Here is a 23,628-nt window from a genome sequence, read left to right as displayed (position 1 = left end):
TATATGATTCTTAAAAAATACTAATTAAAAAATATACAAACAAGGGTGGAGCTTATCATGGCAAAAGAAATTGTTATCTTAGGAGCAGGGTATGGCGGTCTTCTTTCAGCATTATCAGCACGTCAGCATTTAACTCCTGAAGAAGCTACTATTACGGTTGTTAACCAATATCCGACACATCAAATTATTACTGAACTGCATCGTTTGGCAGCAGGCAATATTAGCGAAGGTAAAATTGCTATGCCATTGGATCGTTTATTTAAAGGAAAAGATATTAATCTCATCATCTCTAAAGTTGAATCTATTTCAGCAGATGAAAGAAAAGTAATTCTTTCAAGCGGTAAAATCTTAACCTATGATAAATTAGTCGTTGGATTAGGCAGCCAAACTGCTTATTTCGGCATTCCTGGTCTTGAAGAAAATAGCATGGTCTTAAAATCAGCAGAGGATGCCAATAAAATTAACAAGCATATCGAAGATAGAATTAAAGAATATGCAAAAACTAAAAATCAAGCAGATGCAACCATTGTTATCGGCGGCGGCGGACTAACCGGTGTTGAATTAGTCGGTGAAATTGCAGATACGACTCCTAAAGTAGCTAAAAAATATATGGTTGATCCTTCTGAGCTTAAATTTATCCTAGTAGAAGCAGGTCCAAAAATTTTACCTATGCTTCCGGATCATTTAATTGAACGATCTATGACAAGCTTAGAGAACCGTGGTGTTCAATTCTTGACTGGACTACCTGTCACAGGTGTAAACGGTAATGTGATTGATTTAAAAGATGGCCAACAAATTATCGCGAACACGTTTGTTTGGACTGGCGGCGTACAAGGTCTTCCAGTTGTTGGTGAGTCCGGTTTAGCTGTAGATCGTAACCGTGCAACTGTTAATGAATATCTTCAATCCACTTCACATCCTGATGTCTATATTGCTGGTGACAGTGCAGTTGTCTTCCCTGCTCCTGGTGCAAGACCATACCCGCCAACTGCACAAATGGCTTGGCAAATGGGCGAATTAATTGGATATAATATTGCGGCTTCCATTAAGGGTACTCTTCCTGAAGTATTTGCTCCAGTAAACTCAGGAACATTAGCAAGCCTTGGACGCAAAGACGGTGTAGCGATTATTGGCGGCAATTCCACGCCATTAAAAGGCTTACCGGCTACATTGATGAAAGAAGCAAGTAATATACGTTATCTATCACACATTAAAGGATTATTCAGCATCGTTGATTAATAAATTGGAAACTCCGGTCCGCTTATAAGCAGACCGGAGTTTTTTTACTTTACATTTCTTTATACTACTTCAACAATCTTCGTTCTTCTCGTAACTCCTCTGCTATTTCAGTCTATGTTAGCTTCTGGCTTTCTATAAATTGGGTCTATATAAAAAGCCTTGAACCTGTTTAGTACACAAGTTCAAGGCTTATACTTTGTTTATTTCAGCACACCATATTTAATATAATGAAATTGCCGCTCCATATCCTCTCTTTTCTGTTTCACAGTTGAAAGATCTGTTAACGCCAAGATAATTTGATTGAGGGTTATATTTCTCAAAATCGCAAAAACATGAAGCAAATCCTCTTTTTTTTCAAGCTTCAATAAATGAGTGTCAGTAATCAAGTTCATTATTGTCTCTTGGTTCTCTTCCATTTCACGAGCATCCGTAAAGCTCATTAAATGTTCTGCCAATCTAATATCTGTCCTTGTAAAAACATTAATCAAAAACTTGGAATGTGCGGGATCCATCGCTTTGTTGATTACAAAATCAAATAGCGTGAAGTGCAGCGAAAAGATATCGCCTACCTGATTGTCAATCATACAACTAATTCGATTAAAGAGATCGCTTTTGTACTCATTTAATAGATATAGAAACAAGTCTTCTTTATTTTCAAAATAACGATAGAAGCTTCCCCGAGGAATTTGCGCTTCTTTAATAATTCGATTAATTGATGCATCATAGAACGAGCATTGACTGAATTCCTCTTTAGCAGCCTGAATTATCCTTCTTCGCTTTTCCGTTGGTAAGTTCGCAAATGTCTGGGTTGGCATGTACTCCCCTTACTCTCTGCGTAAAGAGTCGACCGGATCTAATTTAGCCGCCTTATTAGCAGGCATAAGTCCGGAAAGCATGCTGATAATGATACTTGCAGCAATACCAAAAATGATATACGCTGGGCTCATTTGTACGATTTCAAAATCAATTAATTTGGTTGAAAGGCCGTTAGCCACAACCGTTAATAAAGAAGCAGCCAGAACACCGATGATGCCACTGGATAGTCCAATCAGAAATGCTTCAGATACAAAAATTCTTCTAATATCCATACGTCTTGCACCGATGGCTTTTAGTACCCCGATTTCCTTCGTACGCTCAACAACACTTATATGGAGAACAACCAGAATCATGATCGCTGAAACAAATAGTGAAATACCTGAAATTCCGGTTAATACATATGTCAAAACATCCAGCATTTCATTCATCATGTTTGTCATGGTTTCCTGGGATGAACCACTGTAACCCATATCCTTAATTTCAGCCTTTATATCTTCCGTATAGTCTTCATTATCTGCAACTAAATAGATACTTGTCGGTTCTAACGTCATGCCGTTCTCCTCTGCAAGTTGGACAAGATCATTGTAATTAACATAGATCAAATCCATTGCCGCAAATTGACTGCCTAACGATATAACTCCACTAACCGTATAGGTTTTTTCAAATAATTTTTCATTGAGCATCAACGTTATGTTTACATCTTTACCAATCATATCTCCGCCTAATTTTTCAGCAGTACCTTCCGCAAGGAGAATTTCTTGTTTTTCAGGTAAAGAGCCTTCTTTCATACTCGTATCCGTTAGATTAGAGGAGACGGTTGAAATCATCATCAAATCAACCTTTTTGTCCGCATATTTAACCGCATTGGAACCAAATGAAATGAGATTGAACCCTTTTTCCACTGAAGAGACGTGCTCGATTTTGGATAATTTATTAATATCCTTTTCCTCAAATGGTGTCTGTTCGCCCATCATCGATAGCATCATGGCCTGATTTTCATCAACTGATGGTGGCAGTTCTTCTTCCTCTGATGGCATATTTACTTCTACGACAAGCGGATTTACCATACTGTTCATAGAGTCATTCATGTATGTCTTCACACCATTCCCAATTGAAAGGAAAAAGATGACACTCATAATCCCGATACTCGCACCCAATGAAACCCAAATGTTTCTGCCAAGCTTCTCTTTCATATTGAGAAAAGCTAATTTCACCGCAGCACCAAAGCTAAGGTTTTTGCCGGTCTTCTTTTCTACTTGATTGGACCCGGATTCTTTTTGCACGAGAGGCTCTCCTCTGTCATCACGAACAATTTCCCCGTCCGCTATTTGAATCACCCTAGAGGAATGGTTTGCTACTCGCTCAGAGTGAGTAACCATAATAACCAGCTTACCTTGCATCGCAATCTCTTTGATGATAGCCAACACTTGTTCCGTTGTTTCAGAATCGAGTGCTCCTGTTGGTTCATCTGCAATAATAATTTCAGGGTCATTAATTAAGGCACGCGCAATCGCAACCCTTTGCTTTTGACCGCCGGATAATTGATTCGGCTTTTTATAAATATGATTCTTCAAACCAACCTGAGTCAGAATCTCTTCCGCTCGTTTAATGCGTTCCTCTTTTCCGACATTCGATAAAGTCATCGCAATCGTTACATTATCGAGAACAGACAAATGTGGAATCAGATTAAAGCTTTGAAAGATAAATCCGATTTTATTTTTTCGGTATTCATCCATTTCTTTTTCATTAAAATCACCAATATTCTTCCCTTCAAACTGAACAGAACCGGTAAAATCTGAATCCAGTCCGCCGATCAGATTCATTAAAGTGGATTTCCCACTTCCTGATTCACCGATAATCGAAACCAATTCCCCCTTCTCAAAGGAAACATTAACATCTTTAAGAGCAAGGAAGAATTGACCATCTGCTATTGGGTATTTTTTGTTCACATGATGCAATTCAAGTACTTTCATATAAGTTTTAGGACACCCTCTACTTGTTAATCTTCTTGATATAATTAGTCTGATCATTTATAAGATAATTTATCAAGTAAATCCAATATAAGTGACAACCTGTCACTCGTCAATAAATTATATTAAAATAATATTAATTAATAAAATATACTTGATTTAAAATGATTTCTGTTTAAATTTTATTATTTTAAAAAATATATACCCTTGATGAAAATAAAAAGCAGCTTATCCCTCTAAATTAGAGAAATAAGCTGCCTGACGATTATCATTTGTTTTTATTTATTAGAATGCTGAAGTCCAACCACCATCAACTACTAGAACTGTACCGTTTACAAAGCTGGAATCTTCAGAAGCAAGGAATAGCGCAGCATTTGCGATTTCTTCTGGCTGTCCTACACTAGGAATCGCAGCTTGTGCTAATCTAGCACGTCCCATACCAAACTCATTTATATTTTTCATAGATGCAGAAATATTGGTTTCAACCGCACCTGGTGCGATGGCATTACAGCGAATACCTTCTTTCGCATACATGAAGGCAGTGTTTTTAGTAAGTCCAACCACCGCATGTTTGGAAGCTCCATAGGCTGCACCGGCATGAGCACCGTTTAATCCACCAGTAGAAGCGATATTAATAATAATACCTTGGCCTTTTTCAAGGAATAATGGTATAGCTTTACGCATGGAACGCATAACACCCTTTGTATTCACATCAAAAATTAAATCCCATCTTTCATCTTCTATATCCCCAACAGGCTCAAATCCATCCATAATACCTGCATTATTAACAAGAATATCCAGTGTTCCAAATTCCTTAACAGCTGTATTAATCATTCCTTCGATATCTTCAAGATTCGTAACGTTCACTTGAAGCGCTTTCGCTGTACCGCCGTTATTTGTAATACCTTCAGCTACTTTTTCAGCACCCTCAAGGTTCATATCAGTCACTAAGACTTTAGCCCCTTCTTTTGCGTAAACCTCTGCAATCGCTTTCCCCATTCCAGATGCCGCACCTGTTACAACCGCTACTTTTCCCTCTAATTTCATTATAAATACCTCCTCTTAAAATTGTTGGCTCTTTAATATAAAACTGCTGATATTTATACAATGATAACCTTTAGACAACTTCTAGCCCTCTGATATTGAAGCGGGAAAAACATTGCCCGCAGCAATATTATTTCAAACATAGCCGTCGCCATAAACATTGCAGTTATCACCAATATGTCACCCGTAACCTAATCACACTTAGTAGTTTTCACGTTTTTTCATTCCATAAAAGAAAGTGAATTTATCGAAAAATACCTCTTCATGAATAGTTTAACTTATTTTTAACTTTAACAAAATAAAAACATTAATCTACTAGATCAAAAGTTGGACAAATGAGTACAAAAAGTAATGATAGAGAAAAAATGAATGGAATGGTGTTCATGATTTTACTGAATTAAATATCCAAGGTCCATTTTTTCTGTTCAGCTTCCTTCATCTGTTTTTCAGTTTGCTCCGGATAAACAGTACGGAATTTATGGTGTTCTGAAGGGATTATTTCTATCATTTTTTCAATCATATCCTCTGGGTCCATTTGATTTTTCAATCCCTCTTCCATTGCTTTCATATCTTCTTCACGGGTAAAGTGTTCTTCCTCATTAAACCATTTCCATTTTTCCTCTACTGCCCGATCATTGAATCCCGTATCGAATGAACCTGGATTTATGGTCGCCACCTGTACGCCAAACTCTTTTAATTCATCCTTTAATGTCAACGCAATCGCTTCAATAGCATGCTTGGTCGCAGCATATGGACCCGCATACGGTGTTGTCATAATGCCGGCCATAGAACTTAAGAAAATAATTTTCCCTTTCCCCTTTTCAACCAGTTTTCTTGCAGCAATTTGAGCTGATTCAAGCGTAGCAAATACGTTCACTTCAAAGATAGCACGGAATCGTTCTATTGGTATTTCACCAAGTGGTCCCCCTTCATTAATTGCGGCATTCGCTACAAATATATCAAAATCATATTTTTCAATTTCCTGAAGATCAATTGGATTGGTAATATCGAGTTTAATAACCTCCATATTCACATCCAGGTCTTTCGTTTCCCGCATAAGCGCTGTTTTCTGGGATGTCGTCTCAGTAGTAGCTATGATGTGATGACCTTTCTTCGCCAAGCCGATAGCCGTACCTTTCCCCAGTCCACTTCCTGCACCCGTTATAAATATACTTTTAGACATTTGTTATTCCTCCTCATTTTTCTTCCTCCCTTTTCTTCTTCCCAACGGATATTGGTATAAACATTCCAGGCCACCTGGCTGATTGTATGAAAACAAAATGATGAGAACAATGTTAACTAGAAATTTGGTATAATTGGAAAAGAGAAGCGAAATACCTTTTTAATAAAACCCCATTTCATTGAGCAATAGACCTATTCATGTTCTGCGATAGCAGAATCTAAAACAAGCAAATGAGTAGGTTGGGCGATTTTCGAATCTCTGTTTATGTGAAATAAAATAGAGAGATTAAATTCATTTAAAGGAGAAATGGAGACATGTTCAGAAAGTGTTTAGCCATCTTATTTGCATTATTCGTCATAGTTTCAAGTTTTCCTATGGAAAAAGATGTTCAAGCTGCATCCTCTAAAACCAAATATGTAACAGCTAGTACACTCAATGTACGTAGTGGTCCAGCAACTACATACAAAGTCATCGCAACGGTCAAAAAGAACACTTCGGTAAAAGTGACTCAAAAGAACGGTTCTTGGGAAAAAATAATCCTTGGGAGCAAAGCCGGTTGGGTATCCAGTACCTATTTAACTACCCAGAAACCAGCTGAAAAAGTCGCTGCGAAAACGATGTACGTCACAGCCAATACGTTAAATATTCGCAGTGGTGCCGGGACGAAATACAAAGTCATTACAACCGTCAAAAAGAACAGTGCAGTCAAAGTGACTCAAACGAAAGGTTCCTGGAGCAAAGTAATCGTTGGAAGCAAAACTGGTTGGGCTTCAAGTAGCTATTTAACGTCCACAAAGCCAGCAACTCCTAAAAATCTGGCTGAAGGCTTAAAAACAGTCGGAAGCAATAAGCAACTCATTCTCGTTACTTCAAATGGATACAATTCTTCGAACGCAGAAATCCGCACATTCGAGAGGAACTCTAAAGGAAAATGGGTACCTGTATTAACAACCAAAGGGTATATTGGGAAATATGGATTTTCGAAGGAAAAGGATATGACAGAAGGCGGCAAAAAGTCTCCGATTGGAAAGTATACAATCGGTACAGCTTTCGGTCGTAAAGCGAATCCCGGAACAAAGCTGAATTATCGTAAAATCACAGCGGATGACGTATGGGTTGATGATCCGAAATCAAAGCTATATAACACTTGGCAGTCAAAAAAGAAAACCAAGGGACAATGGAAAAGCGCAGAAAACATGAATATATCAGCATACTCATATGGTTTTGTCATCAACTACAATACAAAGCGAACTCCTTATAAGGGAAGCGCAATCTTCTTCCACATTGGCAACAGTTATACTTTAGGCTGCACCGCCACTTCTGAAGAAAACGTGAAAAAAATTCTGAAATGGTTGGATCCAAAAAAGAATCCCGTCATTATTCAAACTCCGATTAATGAGTTAAATAACTATTAATATTAAACCCTGCATTAGTAGTCAATGCAGGGTTGTTTTAACAGCTTTAATTCAAATGGATTAAACAGAGCATCTACCAGTATGGCTAGATATCCTATCTTTAAAATATGATTAATAGCAAACCATTTCTTTAGTACACAGCCCAAGGGCTTCAGTGGTTGATTTATTAATTTCCTTGTACAGGTCTGGATTTTCCATCAATGACACTCCATAAGAAGGAATCATTTCTTTTATTTTCGGTCCCCACTCAGTTTTGTATTGCGGGAAACATTTATCTAATACCTTAAGCATAACGTGAACGGCAGTAGAAGCTCCTGGTGAGGCACCGAGCAATGCAGCAATTGATCCATCTGCGGCACTAACAACCTCCGTACCAAACTGAAGTGTCCCTTTACCTTCTTCCGTATCTTTAATCACTTGCACACGTTGGCCTGCTACTACTGTATCCCAATCTTCGATATTGGCATTTGGAATAAACTCTCGTAATTCTTCCATACGCTTTTCATCTGATAAAATGACCTGCTGAATCAGGTATTTTGTCAAAGCCATCTCTTTGACGCCAGCTGCCAGCATTGTGATCATATTATTCGGTTTAACAGACCCTAATAAATCGAAATTGGAACCCGTTTTTAAAAACTTAGGCGAAAAGCCGGCAAATGGACCGAACAGCAAAGTTTTCTTATCGTCGATATAACGTGTATCCAGATGCGGAACAGACATTGGAGGAGCACCCACCTTGGCCTTTCCGTACACTTTTGCATGATGTTTCTCTACGATCTCCGGATTGTTGCATACCATAAATAACCCGCTCACAGGAAACCCACCAATATGTTTGGACTCCGGAATACCGGTTTTTTGAAGTAAAGGCAGACTTCCACCTCCACCACCGATAAAGACAAAGTGTGCCGTATGGTATTCTAGTTTACCATTTTCCATATCATGCACTTTCACTTGCCACAAATCTTCAGAGGTACGCTTAATATCCTCTACACTGTGCTTATAGTTGACCTCCACATTGTTGCTCTGCAAATGTTCAAACAACATCCGTGTCAACGCCCCAAAATTAACATCGGTTCCAGAATCTATTTTTGTGGCAGCAACCGGTTCTTCTAATGTACGCCCTTCCATGATAAGCGGAACCCATTCTCTTAATTTATCAGGATTTTCCGAAAATTCCATTCCCTCAAACAAAGGATTTTTAGAAAGCGCTTTAAAACGTTTTTTCAAGAAAGTTATATTATCTTCTCCCTGTACTAAGCTCATATGAGGGATTGGCATGATAAAGTCCTGTGGATTGCGAATCAAATTGTTGTTAATCAGATAGGACCAAAACTGCTTTGATTGCTGAAACTGTTCATTAATCGTAATAGCCTTGGCAATATCTATAGATCCGTCAGCTTTTTCGGATGTATAGTTAAGTTCACACAGTGCAGAATGACCCGTCCCTGCATTATTCCATTCATTAGAGCTTTCTTCCCCTGCACTTGCAAGCTTTTCGAATACTTTGATCTCCCATTCAGGTGCTAACTCTTTAAGTATTGACCCTAATGTAGCACTCATAATACCGGCACCAATTAAGATAACGTCTGTTTTCCTCTGCATGTTGCTCATTATAACCATCCCTTATCCCCAAAATTGTAAAAATAAGACACATCCCCTGTTAGATGCAACAAAAAGAAAGGCTCTATCCAGGAAACCCTTTCATCTCAAAATTTACCATATCACTTTTTATTATAATGATTCATCCACTAAAATATCTACTATTCACAGATAATTATAAACTATTTGATGATTTTAAAAAAGATGGATGTTTTTCATCACGTATTAGAACAAATAATAATAAAGCCTTTTATCAAACTGTTAACTAATACTTTTGAATTGACGATAAACAAGGACATCTTAATTTAAGATGAAAAATTCTCCAATCGAAAAGTTCCCTAAATTAGGGAACTTTTCGATTGGTGGACATGGACTTCATATTCATTTAGTTAAAAAACCACGAAATGGACCCTGAACATAATGAACAGAGTCCTAACATTACATATAAATAAAACAACGGATCCCTTATTTATTCGCACCAAAATTATTTAAAATGGATCCATCCGGGTTTGTACGCCAATGCCCCTTTTCACTCCCCTGGTTGCGAAACAAATGATTCTCCTCATTTTACTGCTACACTGCAAAGGACATAATCTAACTGCGAATATAATAACTTTATGGTAAAATAAGGATAAAAGAACATTATTTAATCAGAACAGGGGGGCAAGATGTCCACAAAAAAAGTGATTATCACTATTGTTCTTTCTATATTTATTTTAGTAATCAGTATAGTGGGATATGTTCAAGTAAAGTACTACACAACAAAGAAAGAAGTGAAAGAATACCTCTTAATTGAAAAAGGCTATTCAGAATCTACTATTCTGGAACTTGAACCTTTTATAGCTAATCTCTCTGGTGACATGAATTGGATGGTAGCAGTTGAATTAAAAGGAGATGAGGGTCACTATTACTATTATTATGATCGGAAGAATGAAAAGGTCGTATTCGAATCATATATCTTAAATGGCATGGAATATGGGGATTTATCAGAAATTCCAAATAAATAGACAAGAAAGAGGCGGGACTATCCACCTCTTATTTTTATTATCTATCCGTTTATAGAAACAATTTCCATACCGACATTAGTTTTATTTATATCAGGAACAGATTTGCTTATAAATTTTTAAAATGAAGGACAACAAAAAAACCCTTTTACCAAAATTCATTTCATGGTTTAAGGGTTGAATGAATCTCTTTCATTAAAGCTACAGAGCCTTGTATTTCTTAAGTCTGTCCTGGAAATCTGTTTTTTTCTAGTTGTAACAATCTAGCCTTACTCTCCATAAATGATTTTAGAGATACCGTATTGACTGATATTTTCAATTAGATTTGCAATCTCAGAGGGAGATTCCTTGAAATCATTCTGAATCCACTCATTCAGTATGCCTATCGTCCCTGCAGAAATAAATGTGGATATATATCCAACCTGTGCTTGGGGCACATTCTTCCCGTAACGATCCCATTTTTCTATACATTTCTGATGGGCAATGTCTAAGACATCATCCAAAAAATCTTTCCCGTTCTTCAAACTAAAGAGAACTCTGCTTAGTTCTTTATTGCTTAGAATGACCTCGAGAATTTCACTTGTAAATCCGGAAATCGTATAGTCATCCTTCGAAATAGAGATAGCTGCCTTCAGTTCATCGACATACTGACTCTTTAGCTTCTCCATCAAATCATATACATCCTCATAATATCGATAAAAGGTAGCCCGATTGATTTCAGACTGTTTACATAGCTCGGTTACGGTAATTATATTGATTGGTTTCTTCTCTAACAATTCGATAAATGTATCTTTTATTACTTTCTTGGTATATCTTATTCTGCGATCTTCCATCCATTCTGACTCCTATTCTTAAACAAATCTTTCCATTCTGTTTAATAACTTTCATTCTGATTAAAATTGATGATTGATGCTTCCGGGCCATCATTATACAATGATAACAAATTTTATACAACATAGTGTTTAATAACTTGGAGGTTTTCATGAAGAATATATCAATTATTACCGATGGAAGTTGCGATATCCCTACAGAGGTAATCGAAAAATATGGAATAAAATTAATTCCTCTTCATTTTCAGTTCGAGGATCAAGTAGAGTACGGTTCCGAACGTAAGATGGAACTTGGGGAGTTTTATAAAAGATTAGCAAACGGCGAGGTTGCCAAGACAAGTGCCAGCTCTCCATCCGCCGCAATTCAAGTATTAAAAGAAGAATTGGAAAAAGGGAACGATATCATTTGTGTAACTCTTTCCAGTGCATTAAGTTGCACGTTTAATAATATTAGATTGGCAAGTCTGGAATTACTAGATTCATATCCGGAAAGTCGTATCACCGTAATCGATTCCTTAACTGGTTCTATGGCTATGGGAATGTTAGTGGTCAAAGCTTGCATGATGAGAGATGAGAAGTATTCCTACGATCAGATTGTCGAATACCTAGAAGAAAACAAACAATCCTTCCACGTGGAATTTTACGTGAATGACTTACAATACCTAGCAAGAGGGGGCAGACTTAATCCTGCTATCGCAAAAATTGGTGGACTAATCGGAATCAAACCAATCCTATCTGTTACAGATAATGGAGTCATTGAATCTGTCTGCAAAGCCCGCAAAACATCCGGTGCAACCAAGCAAATCAAAGAGAGATTCCTAGCTTCAAATGTTGAGAGAGAAATGATTTGTATTTTACACTCTAATAATCTTGATCATGCATTATCCTTAAAAGCTGATCTTGAATTAGAACAATCCTTCGCGCAAGTATTCATCACCGAAATCGGTCCATCCATTGGCAGCCATACCGGTCCAGGGTGTCTAGGACTTGCTTATATAAAACAATAAACGAGAATAGAAGGATATCTCCCTTCTGTTCTTTCTTTTATAGTACTTCCCAATCTAAGAGGGTTTGTATGAATAGATTTTGCTATAAACAAAAAAAGTATCCTTATACGTTGGATACTTTTTACTCCACCTCGAAATAATGCAAATACGGGTTACCTTCCTCTAAAAATTGCTTCCACTTTCTTTTCGGTTCTATTATATGTTGATAGGCAATCTGCGAAGCATATTCCATCTCTTGATTTTCTATTAATTGGATAATATCTTGATGTTGTTTAATCGCGTCACCAAAGCTATTGTTGATTTCAGAAAGTAATCTCATACGATTATAATGTGTACTTAGACGCATAATCGCCTCCCATATATGCTCCTTCTTATTCTCTCTAAAAATTAAAAAGTGGAATTGTTTATCCAATTGATGAAACTCTTGTACATCTTCTTTTTCAAAAATAAGCTCTTCTTGTTGAGCTACTATTCTTTTCAACTCTCTTAAACTCTTCATTGAAAACGTCCGACAAGATAATTTCAAAATTTCCTTTTCTAACGTAAAGCGCATGAAAGCTGCTTCCTCAATTAATTGATAATTAATCTTAGATACATATGTACCTATTTGCGGAAAGACATCCACCAGGTGCTCTTCTTTCAATTTCCCCAATACTTCTCTAATCGGTGTTCTAGAAATTTGCAAAGAAGCAGCTAAATCTGCTTCTCTAATGGATTGGCCCGGTTGCAGTTGCAATGACATAATAGCGTTTTTAACCAGGCGATAAGAATACTCTTTCGTATTTTCTCCAACTGCTCTCGGTGTCACAACTAACATAAGCGGACCCTCCTCAAAAAATTAGAGCTTAACTTAACAAACTTGTTATCAATTCATAAGTAAAGAAGATAACTAATGAATCATCAGCTATCTTCTTTTTATTTCCATTTATCTATAGAGGTTATTGTTTTCTTCTTGCATTCAATTCAACAACCATTTCGTCTGTACGTTTCTTATTAAGTGGATATAAGAAAACTAGTATAACAAAAATTATCGCAAAAACAATGGCAGGCACTAATGTTGCTAACATGTGAATACCATCAAGAGCGCCTTGTGTTTGCACACTATTTGCTGCATTGTATCCCACAAGGCCAATGGCAAAACCACCAATTCCACCGGCAATTGCTTGGCCAACTTTACGTGCGAACGAATAGATAGAGTATACAGTTCCATCTTCGCGTAAACCAGTCAATAATTCATGGTAATCAATAACGTCTGTTACGAATGCCCAAACTACAACATTAAAGAAAGCTAATCCTATCATACCAAGTGTTGCAATAGCGATGTACTGCATAGCACTTAAATCTTTCATGTAGAATAAGACTAAATATACAACAGTTGCCACTAACATACCTACAGATGATATTTCTTTCTTACCGAACTTTGCAACAAGCGGTTTAACAAATGGCATTACTACGAATGTACCAGCTGTCTGAACAACTCCCATAAGACTTAAGGCAGCTGCATTTGTGAAATAGTCTTTGAACAGATATACGTTGACTGCACCCATAAGCATTGTGTTCATCATTAGTAATAATGATGCTGTCAAAATCCAAATTAATGGTTTGTTTTTCACTAATCCTTTAACCGTAGCTTTCATGTTACCTGTTTCTTTTGTTCCTTCTGATGCCGTAATACGTTCAGTTGAAAGTTTATAGCATGCCATATAGCAACAGATTGAAAGAACCCCGAAAATACATGCCGCCATAAACATACGGTTCGCATCGATTTGATTATCTACGAACACGATTAATGGAGCAACTGCGTTAATGATTAAACTTGCTGACATTGCACCAGCTGTTCTCCAAGTGGATAAGGTTGTACGTTCATCCGGGTTATCTGTAATAACAGATGCCATTGATCCATACGGAATATTTACTGTACTGTATAATGTTCCCCAAACAATGTAAGTAACAAATGCCCATGCCATGTAAAAGCCATCGCTCATTCCAGGAATGGTTACAAACATTAAGACGCCTGATAAAACAAGAGGGAAAGACATTCTAAAAATCCAAGGTTTAAATTTTCCGTTTTTAGTTGCTGGCCTTGTGTCAATAAAACGACCCCATGTTACATCCGCAACGGCATCCCACAGACGTGCCACCATGAATAATACCCCAACAGTAGCTGCACTGATATGGAATATATCTGTGTAGAAGACCATTAAATAAGCACTTACTAAAAGAAAGAAGAAATCATTTCCAAAATCACCCATCAAATAACCAATTTTGTCTCTCATACCAAAAGGACGATGTGCTACTGAAGATTCTTTTGCTTCAGTAATCGTTTTCATTTGTGGTTCACCCATTTACTTCTCCTCCAGTACTTAACTATTTTTAAATGTAATGGATCTTGATTCATCCACTTGGACACTAATTTGCAAGCGTTCTCAATATTACTCCAAAATCAGTTGAGCTTAATTTATGTTTCTTATAGAAGTATTTCTAGTCCTTAATATCAGTTCTAACTTGCATACATACTAAAAATAAATTTTAATATTGTTCAACACTTCACATAAAGTTGCTCAATACTTCACAAATTAATAACCAATAAAACAGGTTCCATCACCATTCACACTAGTATACTAGCATGTTTATGATTAAATGCCAACCCAATTTTTGAACTTTTTACACATTTCCAATATTTTTATCAAATATGAAAATAAATACACTTGTGAAATTAACCTAATCATGTAAAACCATCAGAGGGATTTACCAGTCCCCCCTTTAAAAATCATTCCTTGGGCACCCCTATAAGATACTAAGAAAATCATAAAAAAACCCTTAAACTTACGTCTAAGGGAATAAACTTGACTATTAAACTTTAGCTACACAAAGTCTTCTATTACCCACCTGGATAACTTAATAAATACCCACCGCATCAAAACCAGAATGAACGCCTGACTCTTCCTCGCTACCTTTTCCATACAAATCAACGGCAGATTGGACAATTGCGGTCCGTGCATCGCTAAAATCAGAATTAGCGGTTAAATAAACCGTTAAAGCTCGATAGTAGATTTCCCCCAGCTTTTCTCTTCCAAGTTCTTGACCAATCAAGTATGCAGCATGATTTGTAATGGATGAATTAACATGGACACCACCGCCATCAACGGAAGTCGGCATATGATAAAACTCGACCATATGGTCTGGATGGACACCCCCATTTGTACTATATTCCCTTCTTTGTTCATTGCTGACGACCACACTGTTTGGATTACTTAAACTGCGCAATACGGTGACTCCATCAGCTTTAGCAGCAGGGGCCATAATATCCTCCCCCATTTCCCAGTCATCATCGTCAACAAGTACACCAAACACATCCGCAAACGACTCGTTTAATGCTCCAGATTGATTTAGGTAGACCAGATTTGCCGAATTAGTAATAACCCCATGCGTCATCTCATGCGCCGCTACATCCAGACCAGCCGCCAGAGAAATCATAAACTCTCCATCACCATCACCGTAGGTCATCCAACGCCCATTCCAGGAAGCATTATTATAATTGGTACCATAGTGAACTTTAGAAATGATAGCCATTCCTTCTCCATCAAGGGAATTGCGGTCATGTTCATTGAGAAAATATTCGTATACCTTTTCAGAATTATAGTGTGCATCGACAGCAGCACGATCATAGTCTTTGATAAATGAAGCTGAATTTCCTATATATAGCGTATCATTAGAGGAAGTATTATCATTTTTGGCATCATAAGTTTCAATACCATCAAGATTAGTATGGGCATAATCTGCTAACGAGAACTTAGTACCAGAATTCTTTTCCTTCACTCGGGTAATATGTAATTCCCTGCGATCTCCATGTACACCGATTCCTGTCCCTTTTTGCGTTTTTGTTTCAGCAGCATGCATGAGGGTGTTATACTGATCAATTACCTCACCCGTTTTCGCGTCAACGAAGACAAACCAGTTTCCAGGTTCTTCTCCCATAAAGTTAACATTTACTTTATAGGCGGTATAATTTTCTCCTTTATAAGGGTAAATAACCAGTTCAGCAGTAGGTTCATATGTCAGTTCTTCAGGGGCTTTGACTGAGGATAAGGCTTCTTTTACTGCTCCTTCACTGCTTAGAGAAGTAGCTGTATTCACTTTTGATTCACTAAGTGTCTGATTCATTCTCCCATTAACCGATTCAACATCATGATTCTTATTAAAATGAACAATAATGTCAGAACCTTCAACATTTACTCCATTTACCGTTTGATTGAAACGGATGTGTGTCATGCCAAGTTCATCTTTTTGTACATCTTTCACCTTCAAGTTTTTCTCTGGATTACTGATTCCAGTCTTCCCTTGCCTATTCTTCAAATAATTCAATGCATTTGAAGGAGTACTAGAAGAGTATTTTTCAGCAATCTTCTCCTTCACAAATAGAGGCACGCTTGCTCTCTCATTCCACTCTTTACTTATCGCTTTCGAATTAACCGGCTGTGCAAAAACACTACCAACTGGAATAGAACCTACTAACATGGCAGACGATAGAATTACTGGTATTATCAATTTTTTCTTCATTATCTTACCCTCCTACTTCACTCTATTTTATTCATTATAAAGTGAGGGAGAGGAAATATCATGAATAATTTGAATTGTTAAAAAAATAAAATCAATAGATAGTTAATCCTACAATACTAGAAACAGCAATAGATAATTTTAAAGGAAAAACCCTTAGACATGCGGAAATCACGCAGTTCCAAGGGTTTATTTTAAGATTAGGATTACTTCATAACATACCAAACAGATTTGAAATCCGTTCTACTATAGAGATGTAGCAACAATGTTCTCATTCAAATACTTCTACTATTTGTCCATCCCATTAAGCTCTTCAAATTTTTCGAGCAATGCACGCGCTTCATCTGAGGACTTCGTATTCATCAACTCATTTCGTAATTCACCAGCCCCATGGAATCCACGGACATAGATCTTAAAGAAACGATGAAGATGCGTGAACTTGCGAGCTACTACTTCTAAATATTTATCATGGAGATCTAAATGAAGCCTCAAGAGATCCAGCAATTCCTTACTGCTATGTTCTTTTGGCTCATGCTCAAAAGCAAATGGATTTTTGAAAATACCACGCCCAATCATAATCCCATCTACACCGTATTGTTCAGCCAGTTTCAAGCCCATCTCACGATCAAGGATATCTCCATTGATCGTTAAAAGGGTATCGGGTGCGACCTGATCACGAAGTTTCTTAATCTCCGGAATGAGCTCCCAATGAGCATCCACTTTACTCATTTCATCTCGTGTACGCAGATGGATGGAAAGATTAGCAATGTCTTGCTTCAATATGTGTGTCAGCCAATCACGCCATTCGTCTATTTCTGTGAAACCAAGCCGTGTCTTCACACTTACCGGCAATCCCCCCGCTTTTGCTGCTTGTATTAAATCGGCTGCAACTTCAGGACGACAGATCAGGCCACTTCCCTTTCCATTATCAGCTACATTAGGTACGGGACATCCCATATTGATATCTATGCCTTTAAACCCTAACTCCGCCATACCAATACTCATTTTTCGGAAGTTTTCAGGCCTGTCCCCCCAAATATGGGCTACCAACGGTTGTTCATCCTCTGTATAGGCCAAACGTCCACGCACACTCTCTATTCCCAGAGGGTGACAATAGCTTTCCGAATTTGTAAACTCTGTAAAAAACACATCAGGTCTCCCTGCTTCACTAACAACATGGCGAAAAACAACATCCGTCACATCTTCCATCGGTGCCAGTACAAAAAAAGGTCGTGGTAGATCGCGCCAAAAATTTTCTTTCATATTAAAATTCCAATCCTCTCATTAAATGGGATATCAGATAGGACTCTATCCCTAAATTATACAGAAATAATCTTCTTTTACACTTATAGCATGCATAAGCACTATTTATCAAACTATAGAAATTTTGAACCCAAATAGGTTACTTCTTATATACTAATTCTGCGAAACGCTTATAAATAGTATCTCCTCCTTCTTAAACCCCTATTTAAGAATTTATATAAGCAGATAAATTCAACCTTTTTATTATCTCTTTTTGTTCCAAACAGTAAAAAAAAACGGCATTAGCCCCTAAATAAAAGAGCTAAAAGCCGCTTAAAATAATTCAATATCCACTTAACCGGAGCTGTCCTTTAATTACTTTAAATTTTCAATCCCAGTTTCTAATATTTCCATTTGGAGCAGGGTTTGTTCATCTGTAATGGTTTTATCTTTACCATTCATGATAGCTTCATATAATTCATCATATACTCGACCATAATCGCCATTGATGGATTTCACTTTTTCTTCGTGGAATGTACCATCTTCGTCAACATATGTCAGTACCCCATAATGTTCCAGTGTATCTACTCCAAAATCTTTATTGTCTGGCATATAAAATAATTTCAAGTGTTCTTCCTGACGATCTTTCGTTGCTTTCACAAAGCATCCCTTTTTGCCATAAACCACGAAGCTAGGTCTTTCTTTAATTCTAAAATAACTCGATTTTACAGTAACCTTTAATTCACCATAATATAGATCCAAATCAAAATAATCATTCATTCTGCCTTGCCCCAATAATTGCCTAACATCATAGTGAATGTGATCCGGCTTGCCGAAATAGCTGATAACCTGATCCAGTGTATGGCAAGCATGTCCATATAAAAATGACATAGCAGGATCGAAAGTAGTAGTAGACTCTGGTACTTCGGGGCGGAAATAGTCAAAATGCATTTCCACTTCCAATAAGTCCCCTAATTTCCCTTCTTCAATAACCTTTTGAACAGTTAAAAAATCACTATCAAAACGTCTATTTTGGTAGGCTTGAACAATTAATCCTTTCTCTCTCGCAATTGCAAATATTTCTTTTGCCTGCTCGGACGTTTCCATAAAAGGTTTTTCAACCAAACAGTGTTTATTATGTTCTAATACCAATTTTGCGTATTCATAATGACTGTCATGTTTTGTACAAACCACAATGAGTTGTATATCTTTGTCATTTAATAGTTGATCTAAATCAGATGTATAATGGACACCTGCAACCCGATCCCAACTTTCATGATCAGGATTTCTTTGATAAATTGTTTTTACTTTTATATTCTCTCTTTGCAGGACGAACGGCAAATGGTATCTGTTCGTACTTTTCCCATTTCCAATATAACCAATAGTTAGCATAGCAGCCTCCTGGAATATAAATTTTATATGTACACTCTTCTGTTCATACTATTGTTACTTGTAATGGACGTCAAAACGATTTCCATTTTGAAATGCGTGTAACAGGTGGCAACGATAAGTTTTGCGCTGATATATGAAGAACACCCCCTGAAAATGAATAACTCAAATTCAGGAGGTGCTTCTCTATTTGTTTATCAGTCTTCTATTATTTCTTTCAAGAAGCCTGAACAAACGTTATGAATCCATTACATGATGCCTAATACATGGAAGACAACACCAACGACGAACAATCCAAGAATCATTACGATTGGTGATACTTTCTTCCTAAGCAGCCACATGCATAGAAGTGTTAATAGCAATCCAGATAAGCCAGGGATTAAACTATCTAAATTTTGTTGTAGAGTTGTTACTTTAACATCACTTAATGAAAGACCGGCAGCTTGTTGTTCAAGCGCCGTTTTAATTCCTTCGGCTCCTGCAGGTAACTTATCCCAATTGATATAAGCACCTTCATCAAGCTGAACGGAAGATACAGTTGGCGTAAACTTAACAGATACCCAACGGTTAACTAACGCACCAAGGATAAACATCCCGAGTATCGAGGCACCTTTGGTAATGTCTTGAAGCAACCCACCAGATAAATCGTCTGTAATTTTAGAACCTGCTTTGTAACCAAATTCCTGTGTATACCAAGTGAATCCCATACGAATAAGATTCCATAATACGAAGTAAAGAATCGGTCCAAGTATGTTACCAGTCATAGCAAGAGAAGCCGCTAACGCACCAAGAATTGGCTTAACCGTGAACCAGAAAACTGGATCCCCGATACCCGCTAAAGGTCCCATCATACCGACTTTAACCCCTTGAATAGCTACATCGTCAACCGGTGCTCCATTTGCACGTTCTTCTTCAAGCGCTAAAGTTACACCAAGTATAGGTGAAGCTACATATGGATGAGTATTAAAGAACTCTAAGTGACGTTTTAGTGCAGCAGAGCGGTCTTCTTTTGTTTTATATAATCTTTTAATAGCTGGAATCATTGCATACGCCCAACCACCGTTTTGCATTCGTTCATAGTTCCAAGAACCTTGAATGAAAGTTGAACGCCACCAAACAGAAATACGATCTTTTTTCGATAATCTCAATTCTTTTTCCACTTTCTGTCCTCCTCCTTCTTAGTAATTATCAATAATAGCGCCTATTGGGTCACCTGTATTACCATTTCCGCCATTACCACCTGAACCACCTTGTTTAGAAAGAGCTAAATAGATGAGTGCCAGAGCCACACCAATAGCACCTAAACCAATAAGAGTGATTTCTGTAACAGTTGCTAATACGAATCCAATTGCAAAGAATGGCCATACTTCTTTTGTAGCCATCATATTAATAACCATTGCATAACCAACGGCAACAACCATTCCTCCGCCGATTGCTAAACCGTTTGTTAACCAATCTGGCATAGATTCAAGTAAGCTTTGAACCGGACCTGCACCAACTGCTAAAATCAATCCAGCTGGGATTGCAATACGTAATCCTTGCATACAGATTGCAGCGATGTGCCAAAATTCTACTACTCTGATATTTCCTTCTGCGGCAGCAGCATCCATAAAGTGAACAAATGCTGTTGCAATCGTACGACAGATAATTGTTAATAAAAGTCCAGCAACTGCAAGTGGAACTGCAATCGCAATTGCAGAAGATACTCCATCTTGTCCTTGACCACTTAAAACTAAGATAATGGCAGATGCAATTGATGCCAACGCGGCATCTGGTGCTACGGCTGCTCCAATGTTTGCCCAACCTAAAGCGATCATTTGAAGCGTACCGCCTAAGATAAGACAAGGTACAAGTTCTCCTGTAACTAAGCCGATTAACGTACATGCAATAATTGGCTGATGGAAGTGGAATTCATCCAAGATACCTTCTACACCGGCTAAGAATGCTACGAAAAGGACTAATATTATTTGAATAATAGTCAAATCCATAATGATTTATCCTCCCTTTTTTTCGTGATCATCATGATTACTTTTGTTTGTTTAACTCTTCTTGAGCTTTCTTGATAATGTCGTCCATGTTGCCTTTTGAGTCATTCGGGACTTTACGTACATCAAATTTCAAACCAAGCTCTTTTAATCTACCAAAAGTCTCAATATCCTCTTGGTTGAATGCAAGCACCTTATTCGGTTGAACTTTACCAGTTGAGTGTGCCATAGAACCAACATTGATCGTCTCCAATGGAACGCCACCTTCAACCGCCCTAAGTGCATCTTGCGGATTTTCGAAAAGAAGTAATGCGCGCTGACCGCCAAAATGCTGATCATCTTTTGCAAGTTCAATCATTTTATGTACAGGAACTACGTGTGCCTTTACACCTGGTGGAGCTGCTTGTTGGATTAATTTCTTACGAAGATCATCCTTAGCTACTGTATCAGATACAACGATGATACGAGTAGGATTTGTCGCCTTAGTCCAGCCAGTCGCTACTTGTCCGTGAAGCAAGCGAGAGTCGATACGAGCTAACACGTACTCAAATTTACCAGGAGTACCTGCAGTTGACGGTTTTTCAGCAGGTTTAACTTCTGCAACCGGTTCTAATCCTTCAGGTTTTACTTTAACTCCTTCTTTAGCAGTGCCTAAAATATGAGCGGCAATTTCATGTGCTTTGTTCATTGAAAAACGGGATGCAAAAGCTTCAATCAACATTGGCAAGTTCATACCAGCAACGATTGCCCATTTGTCTTGGTGTTCTTCAAGCAAGCTGTTGGCTTGGTTGAAAGGAGTACCACCCCAAAGATCGACTAAGAATAAGACTTCATCTTGGTTATCGAAAGAGGCGATTGCTTCTTTCATTTTTGCCTTTACATCATCAGGTCCTTCACTCGGCATTAATGTAACAGCTTTCACATTTTCTTGCACTCCGAAGATCATTTCTCCAGATTGCAAGAGACCATTAGCAAATTCACCGTGACTAGCAATGATAATCCCTACCATCTTTTTACCTCCTATTATTATTGTACAATCAAATAAAAACGGTAAAACACGCCTAGTTATTCCATAGATGTGTTTTCCGACCATCCTTAAGCGATTACATTATCGACAAAAAAAGACAAGAATAAAAAGTCGATTAAATGAAGTAATAGGTATAAACGCTCCCCCTTTTTCTTCATCAATCATTACTTTTTACCCATGCCTGATCGAATTTAGTAACGCGTAAAAAATAAAGGAGATGGTCATTTAAACTCGCTTTTCGAAAATTTCAATTAACTTTCATAGTGATTATAGCACGCCGAATAATCCGCTTTCAAGAACGATTTTATATTTCCATGTCCCTCGCCCTAATTTTCAATGACTACTTTATCTATCACATTTTTATTTCTTTCGACAAAAAAAGACAAGTTACTAACCTGTCTTTTTTGTGAAACTATTACTTTTTAAATATACTGATTATTCCGCGTTTAATTACATCAAAGAAACTTAATGATTGAACCATATAAGCGGGATCAACATGTTCACGAATGACTCGCAATACTTTTTTTGAATCCTTCGAGGAAAATGTAAATGTCCCATTTCGTTTAGTTTGAATAGCATAACGCGGAATCCATTTCCCTTTAAACATGATAGAAGCAATCACATAATCAACTTCCTCCCAAGGAATTTGAATAAATTTACGAGCATCACGTTCATTAAAGAATTCAAATCCTTTGTCACCAATCATAATTTTCCCGTATTCAGGAAGACCGTTATGTGAGGTCGCATCAATAACTAACTCAACTTTTGTATTGATTGATTGAACCATTTGATATACTACTCCATTTCTCTCTTTTAATATTCATTATTATACGCATTTTCTCACTTTAAGTGAATAGAGTTCATAAACATAGAAAAATCATCTTCAAAGATAAAAATAAACAAGTAGATGCTTGCTAGTGGAAATTTTCTAATTCTACTAACTGAACTTATCTAAATAATGGAAGATACTAATCAACAAATTGAAGAACCTTTCAAACCTTAAGACACTAACTACTCAACTCATTCACTCACCGGTCGAGAAATTGCTTGCACAACTGAGAGTCACATCCGGATTCAATACATATCGATAAATCTAATACCGGAAACATTAAAAGGCAGTGCCCCATTAACTGAGGCTGGACTGCCTTATTTTAAAATGTGTTGCGCAACATTTTCCACGTGTGTGGATTTAAGTGAAAATACATGAGGGGTAGTTATTTTATTCATATTGTTTAGCTATTCCTCTGAAAGAAGTTAAGCTTTTAGACACTTCGGTAAGCTATTTCTTCTTTCACTTATTATTTCTATCCGCTTATAGCCT

Annotated in this window: 19 protein-coding genes; 4 read left to right on the top strand and 15 right to left on the bottom strand. The window is 37.3% G+C overall.

The window, feature by feature from the left end:
- Nucleotides 1–57 precede the first annotated feature (57 nt).
- The gene (locus AC4G3K_RS14845) at nt 58–1,239 is read left to right on the top strand and encodes an NAD(P)/FAD-dependent oxidoreductase (protein WP_491077803.1); all 1,182 of its coding nucleotides are present in this window, start codon (nt 58–60) and stop codon (nt 1,237–1,239) included.
- Between the two features lie 200 nt (nt 1,240–1,439).
- Here AC4G3K_RS14845 and AC4G3K_RS14840 read toward each other — a convergent pair whose 3' ends face one another.
- The 4 genes from AC4G3K_RS14840 to AC4G3K_RS14825 form a co-directional block, all read right to left on the bottom strand.
- Nucleotides 1,440–2,054: a TetR/AcrR family transcriptional regulator gene (locus AC4G3K_RS14840; protein ID WP_491077802.1), complete on the bottom strand. Its 615-nt coding sequence runs from the start codon at nt 2,052–2,054 to the stop codon at nt 1,440–1,442.
- A 9-nt stretch (nt 2,055–2,063) separates the two neighbouring features.
- Nucleotides 2,064–4,028 carry an ABC transporter ATP-binding protein/permease gene (locus AC4G3K_RS14835; protein WP_491077801.1) on the bottom strand — a complete coding sequence of 655 codons (1,965 nt, stop codon included), beginning with the start codon at nt 4,026–4,028 and terminating at the stop codon, nt 2,064–2,066.
- A gap of 282 nt (nt 4,029–4,310) precedes the next feature.
- Nucleotides 4,311–5,072, bottom strand: a complete 762-nt coding sequence (locus tag AC4G3K_RS14830; RefSeq protein ID WP_491077800.1) for an SDR family oxidoreductase — start codon at nt 5,070–5,072, stop codon at nt 4,311–4,313.
- Between the two features lie 394 nt (nt 5,073–5,466).
- A complete protein-coding gene (locus AC4G3K_RS14825; RefSeq protein WP_491077799.1) occupies nt 5,467–6,252 on the bottom strand; it encodes an SDR family oxidoreductase in 786 nt (261 codons plus the stop codon).
- 314 nt (nt 6,253–6,566) lie between these two features.
- On the opposite strand from AC4G3K_RS14825, the gene AC4G3K_RS14820 reads away from it, so the two are divergent.
- On the top strand, nt 6,567–7,667 hold the full coding sequence (locus tag AC4G3K_RS14820) for an SH3 domain-containing protein (RefSeq protein ID WP_491133797.1): 1,101 nt from the start codon (nt 6,567–6,569) through the stop codon (nt 7,665–7,667).
- 111 nt (nt 7,668–7,778) lie between these two features.
- Here the strand turns inward: AC4G3K_RS14820 and mqo are convergent, their stop codons facing one another.
- Nucleotides 7,779–9,278, bottom strand: a complete 1,500-nt coding sequence (mqo, locus tag AC4G3K_RS14815; RefSeq protein WP_491133796.1) for a malate dehydrogenase (quinone) — start codon at nt 9,276–9,278, stop codon at nt 7,779–7,781.
- Between the two features lie 656 nt (nt 9,279–9,934).
- On the opposite strand from mqo, the gene AC4G3K_RS14810 reads away from it, so the two are divergent.
- Nucleotides 9,935–10,273 carry a hypothetical protein gene (locus AC4G3K_RS14810; protein ID WP_491077796.1) on the top strand — a complete coding sequence of 113 codons (339 nt, stop codon included), beginning with the start codon at nt 9,935–9,937 and terminating at the stop codon, nt 10,271–10,273.
- A gap of 266 nt (nt 10,274–10,539) precedes the next feature.
- Here the strand turns inward: AC4G3K_RS14810 and AC4G3K_RS14805 are convergent, their stop codons facing one another.
- A complete protein-coding gene (locus AC4G3K_RS14805; RefSeq protein ID WP_491077795.1) occupies nt 10,540–11,103 on the bottom strand; it encodes a TetR/AcrR family transcriptional regulator in 564 nt (187 codons plus the stop codon).
- A gap of 149 nt (nt 11,104–11,252) precedes the next feature.
- Between AC4G3K_RS14805 and AC4G3K_RS14800 the strand changes: the two genes are divergently transcribed.
- Nucleotides 11,253–12,107 carry a DegV family protein gene (locus tag AC4G3K_RS14800; RefSeq protein ID WP_491077794.1) on the top strand — a complete coding sequence of 285 codons (855 nt, stop codon included), beginning with the start codon at nt 11,253–11,255 and terminating at the stop codon, nt 12,105–12,107.
- 121 nt (nt 12,108–12,228) lie between these two features.
- On the opposite strand, the gene AC4G3K_RS14795 is transcribed toward AC4G3K_RS14800, so the two are convergent.
- From AC4G3K_RS14795 to AC4G3K_RS14755, 9 genes are all read right to left on the bottom strand, one after another.
- A complete protein-coding gene (locus tag AC4G3K_RS14795) occupies nt 12,229–12,924 on the bottom strand; it encodes a GntR family transcriptional regulator (RefSeq protein ID WP_491077793.1) in 696 nt (231 codons plus the stop codon).
- 121 nt (nt 12,925–13,045) lie between these two features.
- Nucleotides 13,046–14,452 (bottom strand): MFS transporter, encoded by a 1,407-nt coding sequence (locus AC4G3K_RS14790; protein WP_491077792.1) that lies wholly within the window; start codon nt 14,450–14,452, stop codon nt 13,046–13,048.
- A 553-nt stretch (nt 14,453–15,005) separates the two neighbouring features.
- The gene (locus AC4G3K_RS14785; RefSeq protein ID WP_491077791.1) at nt 15,006–16,667 is read right to left on the bottom strand and encodes a M4 family metallopeptidase; all 1,662 of its coding nucleotides are present in this window, start codon (nt 16,665–16,667) and stop codon (nt 15,006–15,008) included.
- A 285-nt stretch (nt 16,668–16,952) separates the two neighbouring features.
- Nucleotides 16,953–17,927 carry a tRNA dihydrouridine synthase gene (locus AC4G3K_RS14780; RefSeq protein WP_491133795.1) on the bottom strand — a complete coding sequence of 325 codons (975 nt, stop codon included), beginning with the start codon at nt 17,925–17,927 and terminating at the stop codon, nt 16,953–16,955.
- Nucleotides 17,928–18,281: 354 nt separating this feature from the next.
- Nucleotides 18,282–19,298: an oxidoreductase gene (locus tag AC4G3K_RS14775; protein WP_491133794.1), complete on the bottom strand. Its 1,017-nt coding sequence runs from the start codon at nt 19,296–19,298 to the stop codon at nt 18,282–18,284.
- Nucleotides 19,299–19,543: 245 nt separating this feature from the next.
- Nucleotides 19,544–20,455: a PTS system mannose/fructose/sorbose family transporter subunit IID gene (locus AC4G3K_RS14770; protein WP_491133793.1), complete on the bottom strand. Its 912-nt coding sequence runs from the start codon at nt 20,453–20,455 to the stop codon at nt 19,544–19,546.
- An 18-nt stretch (nt 20,456–20,473) separates the two neighbouring features.
- The gene (locus AC4G3K_RS14765) at nt 20,474–21,277 is read right to left on the bottom strand and encodes a PTS mannose/fructose/sorbose transporter subunit IIC (protein ID WP_491077968.1); all 804 of its coding nucleotides are present in this window, start codon (nt 21,275–21,277) and stop codon (nt 20,474–20,476) included.
- 43 nt (nt 21,278–21,320) lie between these two features.
- On the bottom strand, nt 21,321–22,289 hold the full coding sequence (locus tag AC4G3K_RS14760) for a mannose/fructose/sorbose PTS transporter subunit IIA (protein ID WP_491077787.1): 969 nt from the start codon (nt 22,287–22,289) through the stop codon (nt 21,321–21,323).
- Nucleotides 22,290–22,722: 433 nt separating this feature from the next.
- On the bottom strand, nt 22,723–23,094 hold the full coding sequence (locus AC4G3K_RS14755; RefSeq protein WP_491077786.1) for a DUF956 family protein: 372 nt from the start codon (nt 23,092–23,094) through the stop codon (nt 22,723–22,725).
- Nucleotides 23,095–23,628 lie beyond the last annotated feature (534 nt).

It is taken from the genome of Bacillus sp. z26, from assembly GCF_058313635.1.
The sequence above is the reverse complement of the archived record's forward strand: the minus strand, read 5'-3'. Positions and strand labels throughout refer to the sequence as shown.